The 18,446-nt window shown below is 63.5% G+C and carries 16 protein-coding genes; 6 read left to right on the top strand and 10 right to left on the bottom strand.

The features are described from left to right. Positions 1-140: 140 nt before the first annotated feature. From asnB to nadE, 4 genes are read left to right on the top strand one after another with little or no spacing between them, the layout of a single operon-like run. On the top strand, positions 141-2,078 hold the full coding sequence (gene asnB, locus LB559_RS06995; RefSeq protein WP_224673613.1) for an asparagine synthase (glutamine-hydrolyzing): 1,938 nt from the start codon (positions 141-143) through the stop codon (positions 2,076-2,078). A 23-nt stretch (positions 2,079-2,101) separates the two neighbouring features. Then, positions 2,102-2,368, top strand: a complete 267-nt coding sequence (locus tag LB559_RS06990) for an acyl carrier protein (protein ID WP_013525356.1) — start codon at positions 2,102-2,104, stop codon at positions 2,366-2,368. Positions 2,369-2,394: 26 nt separating this feature from the next. Beyond that, complete coding sequence (locus LB559_RS06985) at positions 2,395-3,939, top strand: class I adenylate-forming enzyme family protein (protein ID WP_224673612.1); 1,545 nt, start codon at positions 2,395-2,397, stop codon at positions 3,937-3,939. After that, positions 3,936-4,943 carry an NAD(+) synthase gene (gene nadE / locus LB559_RS06980; RefSeq protein WP_224673611.1) on the top strand — a complete coding sequence of 336 codons (1,008 nt, stop codon included), beginning with the start codon at positions 3,936-3,938 and terminating at the stop codon, positions 4,941-4,943. Before LB559_RS06985 ends, nadE begins: the two co-directional genes overlap by 4 nt. A gap of 48 nt (positions 4,944-4,991) precedes the next feature. Here nadE and LB559_RS06975 read toward each other — a convergent pair whose 3' ends face one another. Continuing rightward, positions 4,992-6,107 (bottom strand): hypothetical protein, encoded by a 1,116-nt coding sequence (locus tag LB559_RS06975; RefSeq protein WP_013525353.1) that lies wholly within the window; start codon positions 6,105-6,107, stop codon positions 4,992-4,994. Beyond that, positions 6,104-6,772 (bottom strand): N5-glutamine methyltransferase family protein, encoded by a 669-nt coding sequence (locus LB559_RS06970; protein WP_224673610.1) that lies wholly within the window; start codon positions 6,770-6,772, stop codon positions 6,104-6,106. The genes LB559_RS06975 and LB559_RS06970 overlap by 4 nt, the downstream gene beginning before the upstream one ends. 430 nt (positions 6,773-7,202) lie before the next feature. Between LB559_RS06970 and LB559_RS33095 the strand changes: the two genes are divergently transcribed. Together LB559_RS33095 and LB559_RS06960 are read left to right on the top strand one after the other, a co-directional pair. Next, complete coding sequence (locus LB559_RS33095) at positions 7,203-7,397, top strand: hypothetical protein (protein ID WP_411970030.1); 195 nt, start codon at positions 7,203-7,205, stop codon at positions 7,395-7,397. A 333-nt stretch (positions 7,398-7,730) separates the two neighbouring features. Continuing rightward, positions 7,731-8,015: an Hpt domain-containing protein gene (locus LB559_RS06960; protein WP_063170508.1), complete on the top strand. Its 285-nt coding sequence runs from the start codon at positions 7,731-7,733 to the stop codon at positions 8,013-8,015. Positions 8,016-8,029: 14 nt separating this feature from the next. On the opposite strand, the gene LB559_RS06955 is transcribed toward LB559_RS06960, so the two are convergent. The 8 genes from LB559_RS06955 to LB559_RS06920 all read right to left on the bottom strand — a co-directional run bounded on the left by LB559_RS06955 (position 8,030) and on the right by LB559_RS06920 (position 18,225). After that, positions 8,030-9,454, bottom strand: a complete 1,425-nt coding sequence (locus LB559_RS06955) for a glycosyltransferase family 2 protein (RefSeq protein ID WP_013525350.1) — start codon at positions 9,452-9,454, stop codon at positions 8,030-8,032. Beyond that, positions 9,454-10,491: a HEAT repeat domain-containing protein gene (locus LB559_RS06950; RefSeq protein WP_224673609.1), complete on the bottom strand. Its 1,038-nt coding sequence runs from the start codon at positions 10,489-10,491 to the stop codon at positions 9,454-9,456. The genes LB559_RS06955 and LB559_RS06950 overlap by 1 nt, the downstream gene beginning before the upstream one ends. Before the next feature lie 2 nt (positions 10,492-10,493). Further along, positions 10,494-12,236, bottom strand: a complete 1,743-nt coding sequence (locus tag LB559_RS06945) for a YaiO family outer membrane beta-barrel protein (protein WP_224673608.1) — start codon at positions 12,234-12,236, stop codon at positions 10,494-10,496. Beyond that, positions 12,236-12,628 (bottom strand): response regulator transcription factor, encoded by a 393-nt coding sequence (locus LB559_RS06940; protein ID WP_013525347.1) that lies wholly within the window; start codon positions 12,626-12,628, stop codon positions 12,236-12,238. Before LB559_RS06940 ends, LB559_RS06945 begins: the two co-directional genes overlap by 1 nt. A 263-nt stretch (positions 12,629-12,891) precedes the next feature. Beyond that, positions 12,892-13,269, bottom strand: a complete 378-nt coding sequence (locus LB559_RS06935; RefSeq protein ID WP_013525346.1) for a response regulator — start codon at positions 13,267-13,269, stop codon at positions 12,892-12,894. 5 nt (positions 13,270-13,274) lie between these two features. Then, positions 13,275-15,710 (bottom strand): ATP-binding protein, encoded by a 2,436-nt coding sequence (locus tag LB559_RS06930; protein ID WP_013525345.1) that lies wholly within the window; start codon positions 15,708-15,710, stop codon positions 13,275-13,277. Between the two features lie 825 nt (positions 15,711-16,535). Next, entirely contained in the window at positions 16,536-17,207 is a 672-nt protein-coding gene (locus tag LB559_RS06925; RefSeq protein WP_013525344.1) for a hypothetical protein, read from the bottom strand. A 10-nt stretch (positions 17,208-17,217) separates the two neighbouring features. Next, on the bottom strand, positions 17,218-18,225 hold the full coding sequence (locus tag LB559_RS06920; protein WP_224673607.1) for a YadA-like family protein: 1,008 nt from the start codon (positions 18,223-18,225) through the stop codon (positions 17,218-17,220). Positions 18,226-18,446 lie beyond the last annotated feature (221 nt).

Raw genomic sequence — 18,446 nt, 5'->3', positions numbered from 1 at the left:
CCAATACTCACGCAAGGAATCAGCCGTCGGCGGCCGCTCAAAATTTACCATTCTCATGAATAGTCCCAAATATTTAACACCTACCGATATCTTGGCGGCTATAGTCCGGGCCGCGCTGGTGGACTTGGAAATATCTCGGCATGTGCGGTTTTAGCGGCTATTTCGGCACTGTCCGGGATGGGAGGGCGCTCCTTGAAAGGATGACGGCTGCCATTGCGCATCGCGGCCCCGATGAGCAGGGGTTCTTCACCACAAAGGCGGCCGGCCTCGGCCATGCGCGGCTGTCCATCGTCGGTCTCGGGGACGGCCAGCAGCCGATGTCCGATGCGACGGGCGATCTGACGATCGCCTTCAACGGCGAGATCTTCAACTATGTGGAATTGCGCGAGCAGCTTCGCGCGAAAGGCCGCCATTTCCGGACAACCAGCGACACCGAAGTGATCCTGCATCTCTATGACGAGATGGGGGAGGATTGCGTCTCCGCGCTCAATGGCGATTTCGCCTTTGCGCTCTGGGACGGCCGCCGCCGCCGCATGGTTCTGACGCGCGACCGCATGGGGGTCCGGCCGCTCTTCTATACAAGGCAGGGCGAACGGCTTTACTTCGCCTCGGAGGTCAAGGCGCTCCTCCAGGCCCCGGGCGTCGCGGCCGAGATTGATCCGGTCGCACTCGACCAGATCTTCACGCTCTGGGCCCCGGTCGCGCCGCGCACGCCCTTCCGCAATATCTACGAGCTCGAACCCGCAAGCCTGATGATCGTGCAAGAGGGCAGCGTCTCGACGCGGCCCTACTGGAGTCTGGAGTATCCCGACCGGGACGCGCCGCCCCGGCACCGGGACGAGCGTGCCGTGGCCGAGGAACTGCGCGCCCTCCTGACGGAGGCGACCCGCATCCGCATGCGCGCCGATGTGCCAGTCGGCGCCTATCTCTCGGGCGGCCTCGATTCCTCCATCACATCGGCGCTGGCGGCGGGCATGGCGCCGGGTGGTTTCAGGACCTTCTCGGTCACCTTCGATAGCGCCGAACATGACGAGAGCCCCTTCCAGCTCGAGATGGCCCGCGCGCTCGGCACGCATCACAGCGCCGTCGCCTGCGGGGAAGGCGATATCGCCGCCGTCTTCCCCGACGTAATCCGTTTCACGGAGCGGCCGATCCTGCGCACTGCCCCTGCCCCGCTCTACAAGCTCTCGAGCCTCGTGCGAGAGGCCGGTTTGAAAGTGGTGCTGACGGGCGAAGGCGCCGACGAAGTCTTTGCCGGCTACGATATTTTCAAGGAGGCCAGGGTTCGGCGCTTTTGCGGGAGACAGTCCGGCTCCCGCATCCGGCCGCATCTGTTCCGCAAGCTCTACCCCTATCTTCCGGGCCTGAGGCAGCAATCGGCCGAGTACCTGTTCTCCTTCTTCGGGGCTAGCGGCGCGACGCTTGACGATCCGCTGTTCTCCCATCGGCCGAGGTTCGACGGCACGGCGGCGACGAAGCTGTTCTACTCGGGCGATCTGCGTGCCACATTGTCCGGATATGACGCCGCCGAGGAGCTCGCCGCGCGGCTGCCCGAGGCGTTCGCCCGCTGGCATCCCTTGCACCAGGCGCAATATCTGGAAGCCCGCTTCCTTCTCCCTGGCTACATCCTGTCCAGCCAGGGCGACCGCATGGCGATGGCCCACGGCATCGAGGGCCGCTTTCCCTTCCTCGACCATCATCTGGTCGAGTTTGCCGCCGGCCTTCCTCCCGAGATGAAGCTGAAGGGGCTCGTGGAGAAGCATATTCTGCGGGAGGCGACCAAAGACCTGCTGCCGGCCGCCATCGGCCGGCGGACCAAGCAGCCCTATCGCGCACCGGATAGCCAGTCCTTCGTTGGGCCGGGCACGAGGGACTATGTCCAGTCGGCCCTGGGCGACGCCGCAGTCAGCGCCGGCGGGCTCTTCAATCCGAAGGCAGTGGCAAAACTACATGAGAAATGCAGCCGCCAGCCGGCCTCCGGCTTTCGCGACAACGCGGCCTTTGTCGGCATCCTGTCGACGCAGCTGTGGCTGACGACTTTCACCGGCACAGGCATTTGCAACGCAAAGGCCGCCTGACACCACCAAGGAAAGCGAACGACATGACCGATACGATCCAAGACGCAGTGAAGGCCTTTGTCATCGAGAACTTCCTGTTCGGCGACACCACCCACGCCCTCGCCGATACGGACTCGCTGATCGAGAACGGCATCATCGATTCGACCGGCGTTCTGGAACTGGTGGCCTTTATCGAGGACCATTGCGGAATCACAGTTGCGGACGCCGATATCGTGCCGGCCAACCTCGATTCACTGGCGCGCATCACGGCCTTCATCACAGCGAAGACCGCATCGCTCGTCGCGGCGTGACGGCTGGCAGCGGAAGACCCGAGCTCATGCGGGTCGAGCAATTCCTCATCACGAACGCGGCCGCGCATGGCGCGAAGACGGCGCTTGTCACCGACCGGAAGCGGTTGCGCTATGACGAGCTCGACGATCTGTCGAACCGGCTTGCGACCGCTCTCGCCGAGAATGGCGTGCAGCGCGGCGACCGCGTTCTCGTCTTCATGGACAATTGCTGGGAAGCCGCCGTCTCGATCTTCGCGGTTCTCAAGGCGGGCGCGACCTTCTGCCCGATCAACGCCTCCACCAAGGCCGACAAACTCGCTTATGTCATCGACGATTGCGAGGCTGCGGCGATCCTGACTCAGGCCAAGCTGATGCCTGTCGTGATCCAGGCGCGTGCGCTGTCGGACCGGCCGTTCTTCGTCTCGTCGACGCAAGCGCCATCCAGCCATACGCCGGATGGCGCTGCCTCCTTCGAGGATTGTCTCAAGGTCGCGCCCGTGCCCATTCGCCATGGCGGGATCGATATCGACCTCGCCATGCTGATCTACACCTCGGGCTCCACCGGCCGCCCCAAGGGCGTGATGATGACGCATCGCAATATCGATGCCGCGGCCGAATCCATCACGACCTATCTGCGCAACACCCGTGACGACATCATCCTCAATGTCCTGCCCCTGGCTTTCGACTACGGCCTCTATCAACTGCTGATGGCGACGAAGCTCGGCGCGACCCTCGTCCTCGAAAAATCATTCGCCTTTCCGCAGGCCATTTTCGAGCGCATCCGCGCCGAGAAGGTCACCGGTTTCCCGCTGGTGCCGACGATGGCGGCGCTGATCCTGCAGATGCGCGATTTGGCGCCGGGTTTCCTGCCGAGCCTTCGCTATATCTCGAACACCGCCGCCGCCCTGCCGCCGGTGCATATCGCCCGGCTGCGCGAGCTGTTCCCCGGCGTACGGCTCTTTTCCATGTACGGTCTGACGGAATGCAAGCGCTGCACCTACCTGCCCCCGGAGGAGCTGGACCGCCGGCCGGGCTCCGTCGGCATCGCTATTCCCAACACGGAGGCCATCGTGGTCGACGATGTGGGCAACCGCGTGCCACCGGGCGTGGCGGGCGAGTTGGTCATCCGCGGCCCGCATGTCATGCAGGGCTATTGGCGCAACGACGTGGCCACGGAGCAGATGCTGCGTCCCGGGCCGCATCCCTGGGAAAAGCGGCTCCACACCGGTGACCTGTTCCGGACGGACGAGGACGGCTTCCTTTATTTCGTTGGCCGCAAGGACGACATCATCAAGACGCGCGGCGAAAAGGTCGCCCCGAAGGAAGTCGAAACTGTGCTGCACGCCCATCCAGGCATCGTGGAAGCCGTGGTGACCGGCGTGCCGGATCCGGTGCTCGGCCACGCCATTGCCGCCCTCGTCGTTCTCTCGGACGAGACCCTGAGCGAGCGGGACATCATTCGCTACTGCGCCGTTCATCTCGAGGATTTCATGGTGCCGAAGCTCATCGAGTTCCGCCGCGAGTTGCCGAAGACCGATACCGGAAAGGTCAGCCGAAGGCTGGCGGCCGAAACGTTGGGGACTGCACAATGAACCTCTCCCTCGCCCCGAGCCATCCCGCCTTCTCGACCGACGCGCTGGCGCTCGACAGCGCTGCGGAAACCGACCGCATCGTCGCCGGGTTGCGCGAGCAGCTACGCGGCATGCGCAAGCGCGGGCTCGTGCTCGGCCTCTCTGGCGGCATCGATTCCAGCGTCTCGGTCGCGCTCGCCGCCCGCGCCGTCGGCGCTAAGAACGTCTTCTGCCTGTTCATGCCGGAAAGCGACTCCGATCCCGACAGCCTCCGCCTCGGCCGGCTGGCCGCCGAAACCTTCGGCGTCGAAGCGATCGTGGAGGATATCGGCCCGACGCTGCACGCGATGGGTTGTTATCAGCGGCGGGATACCTTCATCCGCGAGCTGGTGCCGGAATACGGGCCGGGCTGGGCCTCAAAGATCGTCATCGCCAATTCGCTCGCCGGCGAGGGCTACAACATCTCCTCGCTGGTGGTGCAGGACCCCGAAGGCCGGCAGACGAAGCTGCGCATGTCGGCGGCGGTCTATCTCGGCATCGTCGCCGCCACCAACATGAAGCAGCGCACGCGCAAACAGATCGAGTACTATCACGCCGACCGGCTGAATTTCGCCGTGCTCGGCACGCCGAACCGGCTCGAATACGACCAAGGCTTCTTCGTGAAGAATGGCGACGGCGCGGCTGACGTCAAACCGATCGCCCATCTCTACAAGAGCCAAGTCTATGCGCTTGCCGCCCATCTCGGCATTCCCGAGGAAATCTGCCGCAGGGCGCCGACGACCGACACCTATTCCCTCGAGCAGACGCAGGAAGAGTTCTACTTCTCCCTGCCCTATGACCGCATGGATATCTGCCTCTTCGGCCTGAATAACGGCCTTTCAGCCGCGGAGGTCGGCGCCGCCGCGAAGCTGACTGCGGTCGAGGTCGAACGCGTCTGGGCCGATATCGCCGCCAAGCGCCGGGCGACGCGCCATCTGCACCTTGGCCCGCAGCTCGTCCGCCCCGTCGAGGAAATCGCCAGCTGAGATCGGCGCGACCATCGGGATTACGTCGCCGCGCGGGCAAATGACGGCCTATTCGAACTGCTCCCCGGCCAAGCGATTCCAGCGCTCGCCGGCCAGCCCGTTGAAGAAGCCTTGCGAGCTCAGAAACGCGTTCACCAGCTCCTCGTCGCGCGAATGCACCACGGTCGAGGCCGGTTGAGTGAAGGCGACCCGCCGGCCCAGCATCGCTGCGAGCAGAGCGGGTTGCGTCCGGCCGCGCAGGCCGGCGGCGCCGCGCCGCGCCGCATCGCCAATCAAGCAGTCGACGACGGAACCAGCTTGCCCCGGCAGGGCCAGAACCTGCAGCACGCGCGCCATCCTGCCCGGGCGGGTGTGATAGAGGAAGGCGCCGACCAGCGCCCCGCTGGGGGAGGAGACGGACGCGAACACGGCATCACCATAGTCCGGCTTCTGGGAAGCCTCCGCGAGGATATGCGCAAGCTGCTCGGCGCTCCAGTCGGGGCGGAGCGGGAACTGCCGCGTCAACGGGTCCAAAAGAGCCGCAAAACCGGCTTGATCGATTTCGGCTACCTTGAGGCCGCCCTTGCCATTCCAGAGTTCCGGGACCCCGGACCAGCGCATCTCGTTCTCCTGCATCCGTCCGCGAAGATAGCGATCGAGTCCGCGCGCGAGCGGGTCAAGCAAGCGCACGGCGCCGGCTCGCCGCGAGGCTAGATCGAGCAGGAAGGCCGAAGGCCGGATGACCCGGATCCAGTCCAGGCTGTATTGCGGCAGGGCGACCCCGCGCAGTTTCGTCCACATCTGCGTCGAGAGGGCATTTGCGGTTTCGCTGAAGGAGATGTCCTGCGGCCCGGCCAGGAATGTCCTGAGCAGCCTTGCGCCGGCCATCGGGTCGTTCGCCCGCGGTTCGACCATGAGCGAACCACAGATGGCGGCGCGCAGCTTGCACTGGCCATGCCTCATCGGCAGCACATTTACGCCGACAAAGCCTGAAATGTCGCCTTCGCTCGCAATATGGACGAGAGACGCGATCTCCGGATCGCAGACCGGGCCTTCGAGATAGTGCCAGCGCAGATAAGTCTCGAGCGCCGGAGGCGGCGGCTTGCCACCGTCCCGGAAGGTTCTTTGAAAGAGCCCGGCGACGGCCGGAATATCCGCAGCCTGCAGGGGACGAATCTGGCTCATGCCAAACTCGCGGAGGATGAGATCGCGGGCGAACCGTTCCCAAGCTTGCGGAGGAGTGCGACACGCGGCATTCCGACCTCATCCTTGGCGAATGTCACGGGTTCATAGGCCTTGGCTCTGGCTATCAGGGCAGCCACCTGGCGGTCCTGCCCCTGCCCGAACTCGAACAGCAGCCAGCCATCAGGCTTGAGGAAATCGGTTGCGTCCCGGATCAGCCGCTGTTGCATCGAGATGCCGTAAGGCCCCCCGTCGAAGGCCTCGCGCGGCTCGCCCTCAAGCAGATGCGCGCTCTCGCCTTCGAGGCGCGCGGTCGAGATATAGGGCGGATTGCAGACAATCATGTCCGCTGCGCCGATAAGCCCATCGCCCTCCAGCGCACCGAACAGATCCCCTTTCCGGATGGTGACCCGGTCCTGAAGGGCCAAGCGTTCGGCATTGCTCCGGGCGAGCGCGACCGTGCTGTCAGTCACGTCCACCCCCCAGACGCGGGCCGACGGAACTTCCGCGGCGATCGCCAGAGCAAGGTTGCCGGAGCCGCAGCACATGTCGATCACCATCGGGCCGGGCGCGCGATCGCCAAGAATCGCAAGCGCCCTCTGTCCGAGCAACTCCGTTTCCTGACGCGGCACGAGAACGCCCGGAGCCAGTTCGAGCATCACGCTCATGAAACGATGCAGGCGGGGCGTAGAACGGCCGGCTAGGGCTGCTGCTCTGTGCGGCACGGCGGTTCCTTACGTCATCCGACAGTATTGCATACACAGGACCTATCGCGCTTCCGGTAAACGGCTGCTAAAGATATCGCCGCCGATACTCCGCAGCGCACCAACTCGGCCATATAGATGCGGCGTTGGTGCGCGGATATGAAATCGGACGCATTTCGGTCTTTGAAGTTGCCGATTGTAGCTGCCGGACTTGATGTCGGACAGACTCCGGGCGTGCGCACGCCAGCATGCGGTTGAGTACCGCTGCAACCGACGGCAACCTCGGTCTGCTGAGCGGCGAACGAATGAGCCAGCAAGCTCCACATACTTCAATTGCGTCTGCCCGGGGAGGCAGTCTGTGGATTCGAGGCGTAGTCTCGGCTAAGCATACCCGATGGACGACAGATCCTTGTTTGTGAAATCCAGCATCGACCATCTCCCGCCGCCAAAGCAGCGCGAGCTGACAAGAACGGTGGAGGTGCTGCTTGAGGAGTTCGACGACGCGCTGAAGGCTGGTGATGGTGAACAATCGCAAGCTGACCGATTTCGCCGGCTATTGGCAGTCTGCGGCCGACCGCCTGATGCGTGAATGGAGACACCCGTCAGCGTCACCGTCCACTCCCGCCGGGCGGTGAACACTGCACTCAGGGAAGGTCAGTACTTCTTTGTCGACATCCGCCGTGAGGGAATCGTCTCTACGAGCTCGACGGGGAGCCGGTCACTATTCCAGTTCCTACAGGCCCCGTGGAGGCCTTTCGGATGGGAGGGGACTATTTTGCGGGCCGCCTGCCCCAAGCAAGAACGTTCGCTGAGAGTGCGGAGTTCTTCGCCGGCAAGGGCAGACAAGAGAGAGCCTTCGTTTCACTCCACCGAATTCTATGCTTGAATGTCTCTGAAACCTGGTCGCAGAGCGCCTCCCACTTTGAACGATCCCTTCGCCCCCCTACGGCAACGTTTCCTGGCCAGGTGCGCCGCTCAACTGGCGGAGTTGAAGGCGGCGCGGCACACAGTCCTTTTGAAGGGTTCCAACGCCTCACTGATTGCGACCGCGCACTCGCTCGCCGGAGCCGCGGGAACGTTCGGGTTTGCGGAGATCAGCGTACAGGCATCGGCGCTGGAAACACTGCTGATCGAGCAGCCGGATGACGGGGCCGTGCATGCCGCACTCGACGGGCTTATCGAACAGCTCGAGCATACGTTGAAGTGACTTAACCGAAGGGCTCACTTCTTAGGTCCAGTCAGGCCGGTCCTGGTCATCTCGCCCCAGCTCTGGTCGGCGCGTAGATACTGCCACCAGCCCTTCACGCGCCATAAATTGTTGAGCTGGCGGTAGCCGAAGTTCTCGATCACTGCCACGGCCGTGAGCACGGCGAGGTCCCGCGCGCGCGGAAAACGCTGAAGCTCGGCTTCTTCGAGGACCAGCGAACACACGCTCACGCAAACGCCGTAGGTGAAAACCAGCGATGTGAACGCCAAGAGATACTCGGTCGAAAGAATGCCGAGCAGCCAAAAGGTCGGAATGAGCACATAGCCTAGGACTTCCGAAATCGGCCCCAGCACATCAACAACCAGTATGTGACCAAAGCCGAGGAAGCCAACACGCCCATAACGGGGGTTGAAGAGCATGGAGCGGTAACGGAAGAAGCATTCGAGCGCACCGCGCTGCCAGCGCGTGCGTTGTCTGGCAAGAACGCGGAGTGACTCGGGCGCTTCGGTCCAGCACACCGGCTCAGGAATGAACTGGATGCGGTATTTGCGTTTGGTGTCCATCATGTGACGATGCAGCTTGATCACAAGATCGAGGTCCTCACCCATCGACCCACCGGTGAAGCCGCCAACCGCTACCACTTCGGCGCGGCGGAACATGCCGAAGGCGCCGGACACCAGCATCAGCGTGTTGATGCGGCTCCAGGCAAGCCGCGCCATGAGAAAGGCCCGCAGATATTCGACCACCTGAAACAGGGGCAGCAGCCGGTTCGGCAGCCGGACCTCACGCACCCTGCCACCTTCGATCCTGGACCCGTTGGCGATCCGGATCGTGCCGCCCACAGCGATGGTGCGCTCTGGATCGTCGATGAAGGGCTGCGCGGCACGCATTAGCGCATCGGGCTCGAGGATGGAATCGCCGTCGATCACGCAAAACAGCGGCGCGCGGCAGACGTTGACGCCGGCATTCTGGGCATCGGCCTTGCCGCCATTTTCCTTATCAACCACAAACAGCCGTTCGGTCATCGGCGAGGAATACAGACCGCGGATCGGCTTGTGCGTCAGGGCCTCCTCATAGGGCCGATGGAATTTCACAAGCTTGAAGCCTTCGATAAGGCGCTGCAGAGTCTGGTCCTTCGAGCCGTCGTTTATGACGATCACCTCGAAATTCGGATATTCAAGCGCCAGCATCGAGTGCACGCTCTCGACTACGTTCACTTCCTCATTGTAGGCGGGTACCAGGAGCGCGATTGGCGGCGCGACGTCCCCATAACGGCGCCACAGCAGCGCCGAACGCGCGACTGGCGGGCGCTTGGACAGCGCGTAGGCGGCAATAATAAGCTGCAGCAGGTATACCGCCGTCTGCGCCAGCCCTGCCCCAATGATGAACCAGGACAGGATGGAGGCACCCAGGACGATCTCTTGGCTCCAGTCGAACATCAGGCGGCCGGCCCCTCGGCAAGGATCAGCGAGGCGGTGCGCTGGCGGCGCGAGACCTCGCTGGTGGCGATCTCGCGCAGCACCTGCTCTCCCTTCTGGCCGAACGAGCGGAGCGCGTTGGCGGCGGCATAGCGCACAGTCCATGCCTCGTCGTCCATAAGCTGCGCGAGGGGCGCGGCGAGTTCAGACAGGCCGAGGCGGCCCGCCGCATTGGCAGCGTCTGCACGCACATTCCAGCCGCCAATTTCCATCGCCTTGGTCAGGATGGCCGTCGCATTGGGATGTCCGGTCAGCCCGAGTGCCCGCAATGCGGCTGCGGCAACCTCCGATGACGGATCGCCGGCCGCGCGGGCAAAGAAGTCGCCAAACCGGAACCCGCCGTTGCGGGCAAGTGCATCGATTGCGGCCGCTCTAATGAAAGGCACCGCGCCCTGAAGTCTGGCGTAATCCTCAAGTTCGCCGAGCCGCTTCGGCGGAAAGCGCCTGAAAAGCTCGATCAGGCGTCGCGAGCGCTGTCCCGCCACGCCGATCTTGCGCAGCGTTATGACGAGCGGCGGCAAGGCGCCGAGATCGCAGAGCGCGATCGCGACGGCGATCCTGACCTCGCGTGATCCGTCGCGGTCGAGTGCCGAAAGCAGGCTTGCCACTGCGTTTTCCGAACGCAGCGCCGCCAGCATCTCGGTCGCGTGGATGCGTTCGGCGGCGTTGTCTTTTTCCAGTTGGGTACTGACAAGCGCCGGCAGGCCACATTCGTTGAAGGCTGAGAGGAGCTCGTCGTGCTCCTCGCCGCGCAACAGCGAAATAAACTCGAAACCGGCATCGACCGCCACCCTCGCCGGCACCGCAAGCAGCGCCGTCTTCAATGCCTCGCGATCGCGATTTTCGGTGAAGGCGATCAGCGCCGTCAGAAGAAGGCGCCGCTGATCGGCGCCCGTCGTCCCCCGGCGCTCCTGCAATACCCGACGCACGATCAGTAGAAGCATGATCGCCAGGGAAAGGGCACTGAGCAGGATGGATAAGTGCCAGATGTACAACATGATCAGAACCGCGTGGTTAGGCCGAGCCCGAATATGGTTCGGTCGAATGTCGGGCGCTGCTCATGGGCGAGGCTGCCGCGCAGCGTCAGCGGATCGGTGGCGTCCCAGGAGATGCCGCCAAAGACGGTACGCGTCGGCACCAGCGTGCCGTCGGAGATCTCGGGGGCATCTGCATAACCACCAAAAACGTTGACGGCCGGGGTGACTGCAAGATCGGCCCGCAGCACATAGCCATCGGCGCGTGTGCCGATATCGTCGGCTGCGTGAACCCAACGGGCCGAAAGCCCCAGCCGGCCGTCCAGGACATAGGCCTGCACCCAGGGCGAGATTGTGGTGACCTCGGCGGTGACGAAATTGTCATAGCGAGCATCGATGTTGAGCGAGAACGGACCGAGCGCTTTCGCGGGCGCCATGATCTGCCACGAAGCGCCGGCGCCGATCGAATATCGGGCCAGGAAATCGGCATCCGGCGTTGCCGCTGCCAGCACATAGGCCGAAACCGTCGGCGAAAAGGCCTGGTCGATGCGGCCGTCGATCTGAACATCGGTGCGACCGTAGCGGGTCGCCATCCGGGTGTGGCTTGAAATGGTTGTCTGCGGGGTGAGTTGATAGGCAAGGCCAACCGAACTGTCGGTCCAGTCGCCAAGCCCCTCGGTGAGATCGCTGACTTCGCTGCCCAGATCGAGTCGCCATTTGCGCGGCGGCGGCGCAGCCAGCCTTTGCACGATATCGGCAGAGCCCGGCTCGATGGCGAGCGCTTGGCGGTAGGCTTCCCGCGCGGCGAAGTCGTCGCCACGCGCCCGGCGCAGGTCGCCGATCCCCACCAGCGCCTCGGCATTGTGCGAATCTACCGCCAGCACCCGCTGAAAAGACTGCTCGGCCCGCGTGTAATCCTGCTCGAGCAGGGAAATTCGCGCGTCGAGAGCCATCGCCTCGACATTGTCAGGCGCGGTGCCAAGCACATCATCGATCATCGCGCGGGCACGCGGCACGTCGCCCTGCCAGATCGCCAGGCGCACCTTGCCGAGGCGGGCACCGAGAAGGCGGGGCCTAATGGCCAGCGCCTGGTCGAAGAACTGCCCGGCCTGGTCGAATTTCTGCTGGGAGCCAGCCACCAAACCGATGGCGACCAGGATATCAGTGTTTTTCGGCGCCAGCCGGAGGGCGCGGCGATACGCATTCTCCGCCTCCGGCAATTGTCCCGCAGCCCGCGATCCTCGGCCCTCCTCCATCAGGCCGGCGACGGGATCCGGCCGCGGCGGGCGCGGTATCTTCCTCGCGGTCGCAGGTTTCGCCTTGCTGCTGCCGGCCCGCTGGGCTTTGCGGATGTTGGCAACAAGGGTACTTGCATCGGCATTGCCGGGCTCGGCACGCGACACCTCTTCGGCGAGCGGCAGGGCGGCGTCCGGATTGCCCGCGCGGAACTCGACCTCGGCCATGCCGAAGCTGGCGTCCCGATAGGTTGGGGCAAGGGACAGTGCCTTGGAAAAGGCTTCGCGCGCCGCCGGCAGATTGTTGCGTCCAAGCTCGGCGAAACCGAGTTGCACCAGGGCGTCGGCATTGTCGGGCCTGAGCGCCAGGGCTCGCCGGAAAAGATCCGCCGCCTCCTCGAAATGCTGCGCTTGCCTGGCCTTGACGCCGAACTCGTAAAGTTCATCCACCGTCTGCGCCAACGCCGCGCCCTGGGGCGCAGCGATCGTCAGGACCAGCCATGCGGCAAGGGCTGCGCGCCGGCCGCGCCGCATCAGCGCTTCCCGCTCTTTCGCGCGAGCAGACGCGCAAGCCGGGCCAGCAGCTCCTCGGGAATGAATGGTTTCACAAGATAGTCGTCCGCTCCCTTCTCCAGGGCCGAGACGATATCCCTTTCGCCCTTGCGGGCGGTCAGCATGACGACCGGAGTTTCGGACAAAGCCGGATCGTTTTTGATGCGGGCAAGCACCTCCAGGCCGTCGGCCTTGGGCATCATCGCGTCGAGCACGATGATGTCCGGCGCCTCATGCTCCGCCTTCAAGAGCGCTTCCGCCCCGTCTACTGCCTTGATGACCTCATATCCCTTTGCCCTGAGCCTGAATTCCATCAGCTCGATCAACAAGGGATCGTCGTCGCAAATCAGAACTCTTGCCTTCGATCCGTTCACCAGCCTTGCTCCGGTTCCGTCGCCCCCCGGAGTGATCAACCCATGAACCGACATCCGCCAATGCGGTTCATGCAGACAGAAATATTCTTCTCAGCTCTCTCATCGACGCCCGCCGATGCCACCGCGATTATAGACAACCTGATTCGCTGCGCCTGCACCCTCGGCACAATCAGTAGATGAATAAGGCGACATGGTATAGGAGCCCTGAACGGCATCGCACAGTCTGCAGCCAGACCGCGCTCGGTGGCCAGTCAATCGTCGACTCAGGCGCGCGACAGAAGCAATCTTTTGACTTCACGGGCAAGCGCAAGCGGGTCGAACGGTTTGGCGATCACCCCTACCGCGCCCATTGCCAGATAGCGTTCGACCTCATGCGTCTGGGTGCGCGCGGTGATGAACACCACGGGTATCGAGGCCGTCGCGCCAGCCTCGGCCAGACGCCTCAGCGTCTCCGGCCCATCCATGTCCGGCATCATCACGTCGAGCAGAATGAGGTCGGGTTGCCATTCGGCGGCATCGGCCAGTGCCTGCATGCCCGAAGAACAGGACCGCACCTCGAATTCCGGCTCGAGCTCCAGCGACATCTGGGCGATTTCGCGGATATCGTCCTCGTCATCCACATAGAGGATCCTTGCGCGCATCAGCATCACTCCTTGGCGTTCGCGGCAAGCCGGGTTCGGGACGTAACCAACATGCTCCTGACCAGCTTTGCCACATCGATCTCCGACGCCTTGGTCTTGGTCATGATCGCCTGCACGCGATCGCCGAGTTTCTGGTCGAGCTCCGCCGCCGAAAACACGATGACGCCGGTCTCCAGCGGCAGATCGACGAGGAGATCCAGGCCAGATCCGTCGGGGAGTGCAATGTCCAGGATGATCAGATCGAAGCGATGCTTCGCGACCGCCTGCCGAGCTTCCTGCAGCGTCTTTGCGGATGTGATCGAGACGCCCGAGCCCAGCCCCTCCGACATCACCGCGAGCACGCCCTCGTCGTCTTCGACATGCAGGACCTGTGGCCTCGGCTCGACCCTGCGGCCGACGATCTTGGCGAGAGCGGCGTGAAGCCGTTTCGAGTCCACCGGCTTCTCCAGCCAATCGATGATGCCGACGGCGCTGCCGTTCAGCGAGCGCCTGGCCTCGTCGGCGACGGCGGAGATGACGATGACCGCAATGTCGGAATTCACCGGTGATGCCCTTAAGTCGTGAAAGAGCTTGATGCCGGATTCCCCCGCCAGCTTGATGTCGAGCGTCAGCGCTACGTAGTCGCGGGAGCTCAGGAGCGCCTTGGCGGTGTCGATATCGGGCGCGACGTCGCTGGAAAAGCCTTCCGCATCAAGAAGTGCCGCGATCACCGCAGCGATGTCGGGCTCGTCCTCGCAGATGAGGACACGCAGGCGGCCATCGCGCTTGCGCGCCCGGCGCTCGACCAAAACCGGCTTGTCGGCCTGCCTGTGCGCCTCGGGAAGGTCGACGTGAAACGAGGTTCCCTGGCCTTCCTCGGTTTCGAAGGAAACGGCGCCCCCGAGCTTTTCGGTGATGGACTTGACGATGCTCAAGCCCAGGCCGGTGCCGCCAATTTTACGGGTGCTGGAGGCGTCCGCCTGCTCGAACTTTCCAAATATACGGCTGCGGAAAGCCTCCGGGATGCCGGCGCCCTGGTCCACCACGGAAATGCGCAGCATGTCGCGGTCACGACGCTGGAATTTCACAGTGACGGTCCCATCGGTTTGCGAGAACTTGATCGCATTCGACAGGAGGTTCGCCATCACCTGGTGCAGGCGATCCGGATCGATGTTGGCCTCGGCGCGCGGGGCATCGTCGACCAGAACGATCCTGATCCGACTGTCGGCCATGTAGTTGGAGCTGGCGGCAATGGCCTGCTCCAGGACCTGGCGGACAGGCATCTGCTTGATCTTGAAGGTGATCACGCCCGATTCGATCTTCTCCATGTCCAGAATGTCGTTGATGAGAAGAACCAGCCTTTCGCTATTGGTATGGGCGATGTTGACGAGATTGGCGGCCTTGGGCGGCAGTTCGCCGGCCACGCCGGCCGCGATCAGGCCGAGCGAACCCCGGATAGAGGTCAACGGTGTGCGCAACTCATGGCTGACCGTGGAAATGAAATCGTTCTTGAGCTGGGCGGTGCGTTTCTGCTCGGTGATGTCGCGATTGTAGGTGATGACACCGACGATCTTGCCGGACTCGTCGCGGAACGGTGCCTTGAGCGTGTAGAGCCAGCCTTGCCGGCCATCCGGCAAAAGCGCCGGCTGATCGATCCGCAGCGTCTGCCCGGCCTCCAGCGCGCCCATCTCATCCTGCCGGAACCGCTCCGCGACTTCTTTCGGATAGAAATCGAAATCCGTCTTGCCGATCAGATCGTCGACTGAAGTGGCGCCAACCATTTCGGCGGTGGCCGGATTGGCGGCGATGAAGCGGCCGTCGACATCCTTTATGTTCAGGCAATCGGGCAGTTCGCGAACCATGGCCCGGTAGGTCATGTTGGACATCAAGAGCTCCCGCCGGCGCTGCTGCCGATCGAGCAGGACGCCGATGATGATTGTGCTGAGGAAGCGGAACACGAGCGACGGGAACGTGCTCTGCTGCACCAGGCCGGCGACGGCTTGCGTGGGGATGACCAGAAGCGTGATCAGCCCGGCGAGAGCGACCGTTACGCCCAGACCGAATATGTCGTACATGGTGCGCGAACGGGCCGCGACGATGTGATGCCACGCGATACCGACGATTGCGGTGATGAGGATACCCATCACCCCGGCGCTGGCGCCCTGCCCGCCGAGATGGACGCGATAGGCAATGGAGCCGACCGTGGCGATCAGCATTGCCGGCCATCCGCCGAAGAACGCGGCCGCAGCAATGAAGGCGGCGCGCAGATCGACGACGAAGCCGGAGACGGACAACGCCGTCGCCATCGAAATGATCGCGCCCACGCACATGACCACGCCAAGAAGCAGCGACTGCATCCGCTTCGAAAGGCGCCCGGTGAAGTCCGCCACAAGGTCCCAGGCGACCACGAGGATGGAGACCAGTGCAAGATTGGCGAGGAGTGACTGCCAGATCTCGATCATGACTTCGGCTCCTTTTTTCCGATAGATAGCGCCAAAACCTATCCGAGGTCTAAAGAAGCTACAGCCCGGTCGGCGGTGCGGTCGACCCCGCGATCAGGGCAGCTCGGTGGGGCCACCTTGATTGCTGCTGCATCTATGGCCGACATGAGGCGCAAAGCCGACGGTCCGGTTAGGGCAGTGAAGTCCGCGTTCCGCCAATTTTTGGCAGACAGTCGCCATCCATCCTTTTCACGTGAACAGCCTTGTTCGCCAAAACCCGTCCCCTGCCCCACCAGCCCTTGACGAAAATCGGCACGCCTGTGAGACACAGGGGTGGGAACATTTGCCCCGTGGGTACATCTATAGTCGAAACACGGGATCGCGCGGCAATTTTGGTGGCAAAGCCATACTTCTTATCGGCCGCGTAAAGATCGGCGGACTTCTAGCTCACCAACTCGCGCAGTCCGGGACAGTTACAGCAGGTGGTCCCCTAGTCCTTGCCGACACTGACGATTTACGCACGGCAAATCTGGGAAGGCATCTGCTGGGTGTGCCCTACCTCCACCACAATAAGGCGGAAGCCACCGCCGATCGAGCCGTATTGGTTATGACGACCGTTGCGAGCATCGTCCCGCCGTTGCCGCCATTGGGCGAGCCGCCAATGCCGCCCTGGCTTGCCGAGTCATTGCCACCCGAAGCTTGCCTGCGCCGCCGGACCCGCCGCCAAACGAAAGATGGATGTTGCTGGCCACGCCGCCCTTGGCCTCGTTGCCGGAAAGGTCGACATTGCTGATGGTAACGGTTGCGCCTTCATTGATGAACAGCGCTCCGCCTGCATCCACGTTCCTACGGCTTGACCGCTTTGGTTCCCTTCTTCGCTTGCACGGCGATCGAGGGCCCATCCGGCGGCGGGCCTGTAACGGCCCTCTTCGGCGGCTCGGCGGCGGGTGTGTCGGGCGCCTGCGGCCCGCCGGACGTGAGGTTGACCGACACACCGTAGACTTTCCACTGCCGGTTCACCGGTTCGAACAGCAGCTCGAAATTGACCTGCAGCGGTACCGATGGGAAAAACCCCGCTATGTGCAGCATACCGTTCGGCTCGATCTGCGGCAGCAAGGTCAGTTGCGGATCGAGCACCGCGACGGCGCTGAAATCGAGCGCCTGCTTGCGCTGACTGGCGAAGATGTCGCCGAGCCCCGCGGCACTGTTGGCTTGAAAATTCGGTGAGCCGAGATCGCGCAGCACGGTGTAGTTGCCGGTCTTGTTGGCCTGGTCGAGCGCCAGCAGCGTTGTCCTGGTGAGGATCAGCACGCCGTTGCGGTCGATGCTGGCGGGATGGGCTGCCTTTTGCATCACCCGCTTGTCTCTGCTTTGCGCATGCGCGGGCTGCACAGGCACCGAGACGACCATCAGCGCGACGGCCAACGCCGCGAAAAAACCGCGGGCGCCCGGGGTCCGCCAACCGGGCGCCCGCCACTGAAAAGACACGATCTGCTGAAGCCCCAAAACCCCGTTCATGCCGGCCGCGTCAGTTCAGTGTCCATGAGGCTCCGACGCTGACGCCGACATCGCCACGGCTGGTTGTCGCCGACACGGCGGCGTTGAGGCGAAAATCCTCACTGGTGTTGTAGCCAAGTCCCAGCGCCAGGCCCGATTGCCCCTTGAAATGACCAAAGCCGCCAGCGATCGACAGTTTCTCAGGCCTGTCATCGTAACGCAGTCCCGCCGTCGCCAGGGCTAGCGCCGTACCGCCACGGGCTTCCGTGCGGTTTGCGCTGATCTGCTTGCCAATATCCTGGAAGCCGGATTCAAGCGCGCCAACGCGGCCGTCGAGCGCAGCAATATTGGTGGCATTGGTCGTTACCCTGGTGTCGAGATCCGCGATCTGCGTGGTGTGCGTGGTGAGCGTGTTGGTGTTGCTGGTGATGCGCGTCTCGTGATCGGCGAGTTCGGTGGTGTTGGCCGCGATCTGCGTCGTGTTGTTGGTGATGCGCGTCTCATGATCGACGAGCTCGGCGGTGTTAGCGGTGATCTGCGTTGTATGACTGTTTACCGTGGTGCTCAGATTGGTGATGTCGGTGCTGTTCTGGGCGACCTGTGCCGGCAGGCCTTCGAGGGTCGCGACATCGAATGTTGAAGCCGCCAGATTGCCGTCGCCGTCCGTTGTCATCAGATAGGTCGTGGCGCCTTGCGCGTCCTTGCTCGCCTGCGAATTGACGCCGGCCAGCGTGTAGGTGTTTCCGCCCGTGCCGATGGCGACCTGGTTGTCGCGCGTTGTCGATGCGCCTTGGCCGATCGCGGTGGAAGCCAAGAAATTGGCGGTTGCCCCAGCGCCCAGCGCGGTGGCGTTCAAGGCATTGGCGGTTGAGTTGTGACCCAATGCAGTGGCTTCGTTCTGCCCATCAGCCGCTACGCCCGCCTCGGCGCCCATGCCGATGGCCGTGCCACCGCTGCTCAGAAAGCCGATATCAAGTCCCGCTTTTGAATAGGCGCCCAGGGCAGTGCCCTGCGCCCCTGCCTCCGCATTATAACCCACGGCCGAGCCTTCGAGTTCTCCCACATACGCGTGCGGACCGACGGCTGTGGCGAAGGCAGCAGATGTCTGTGCCTGTCCTATAGGGATACTGGTATCATTGCCGCAGGCGAGGCTGTTGGAATGGCCAGTGTCGTGGCCGCCAGCGCACTCACCTGCCAACGCATGCCCTGGAAATACCGAGATGGCCAAAACCATCGCGCCGGCCAAAGCGGTGACGAGGA

It is taken from the genome of Mesorhizobium sp. BR1-1-3, from assembly GCF_020165455.1.
Taxonomy (GTDB): domain Bacteria; phylum Pseudomonadota; class Alphaproteobacteria; order Rhizobiales; family Rhizobiaceae; genus Mesorhizobium; species Mesorhizobium ciceri.
The sequence above is the reverse complement of the archived record's forward strand: the minus strand, read 5'-3'. Positions and strand labels throughout refer to the sequence as shown.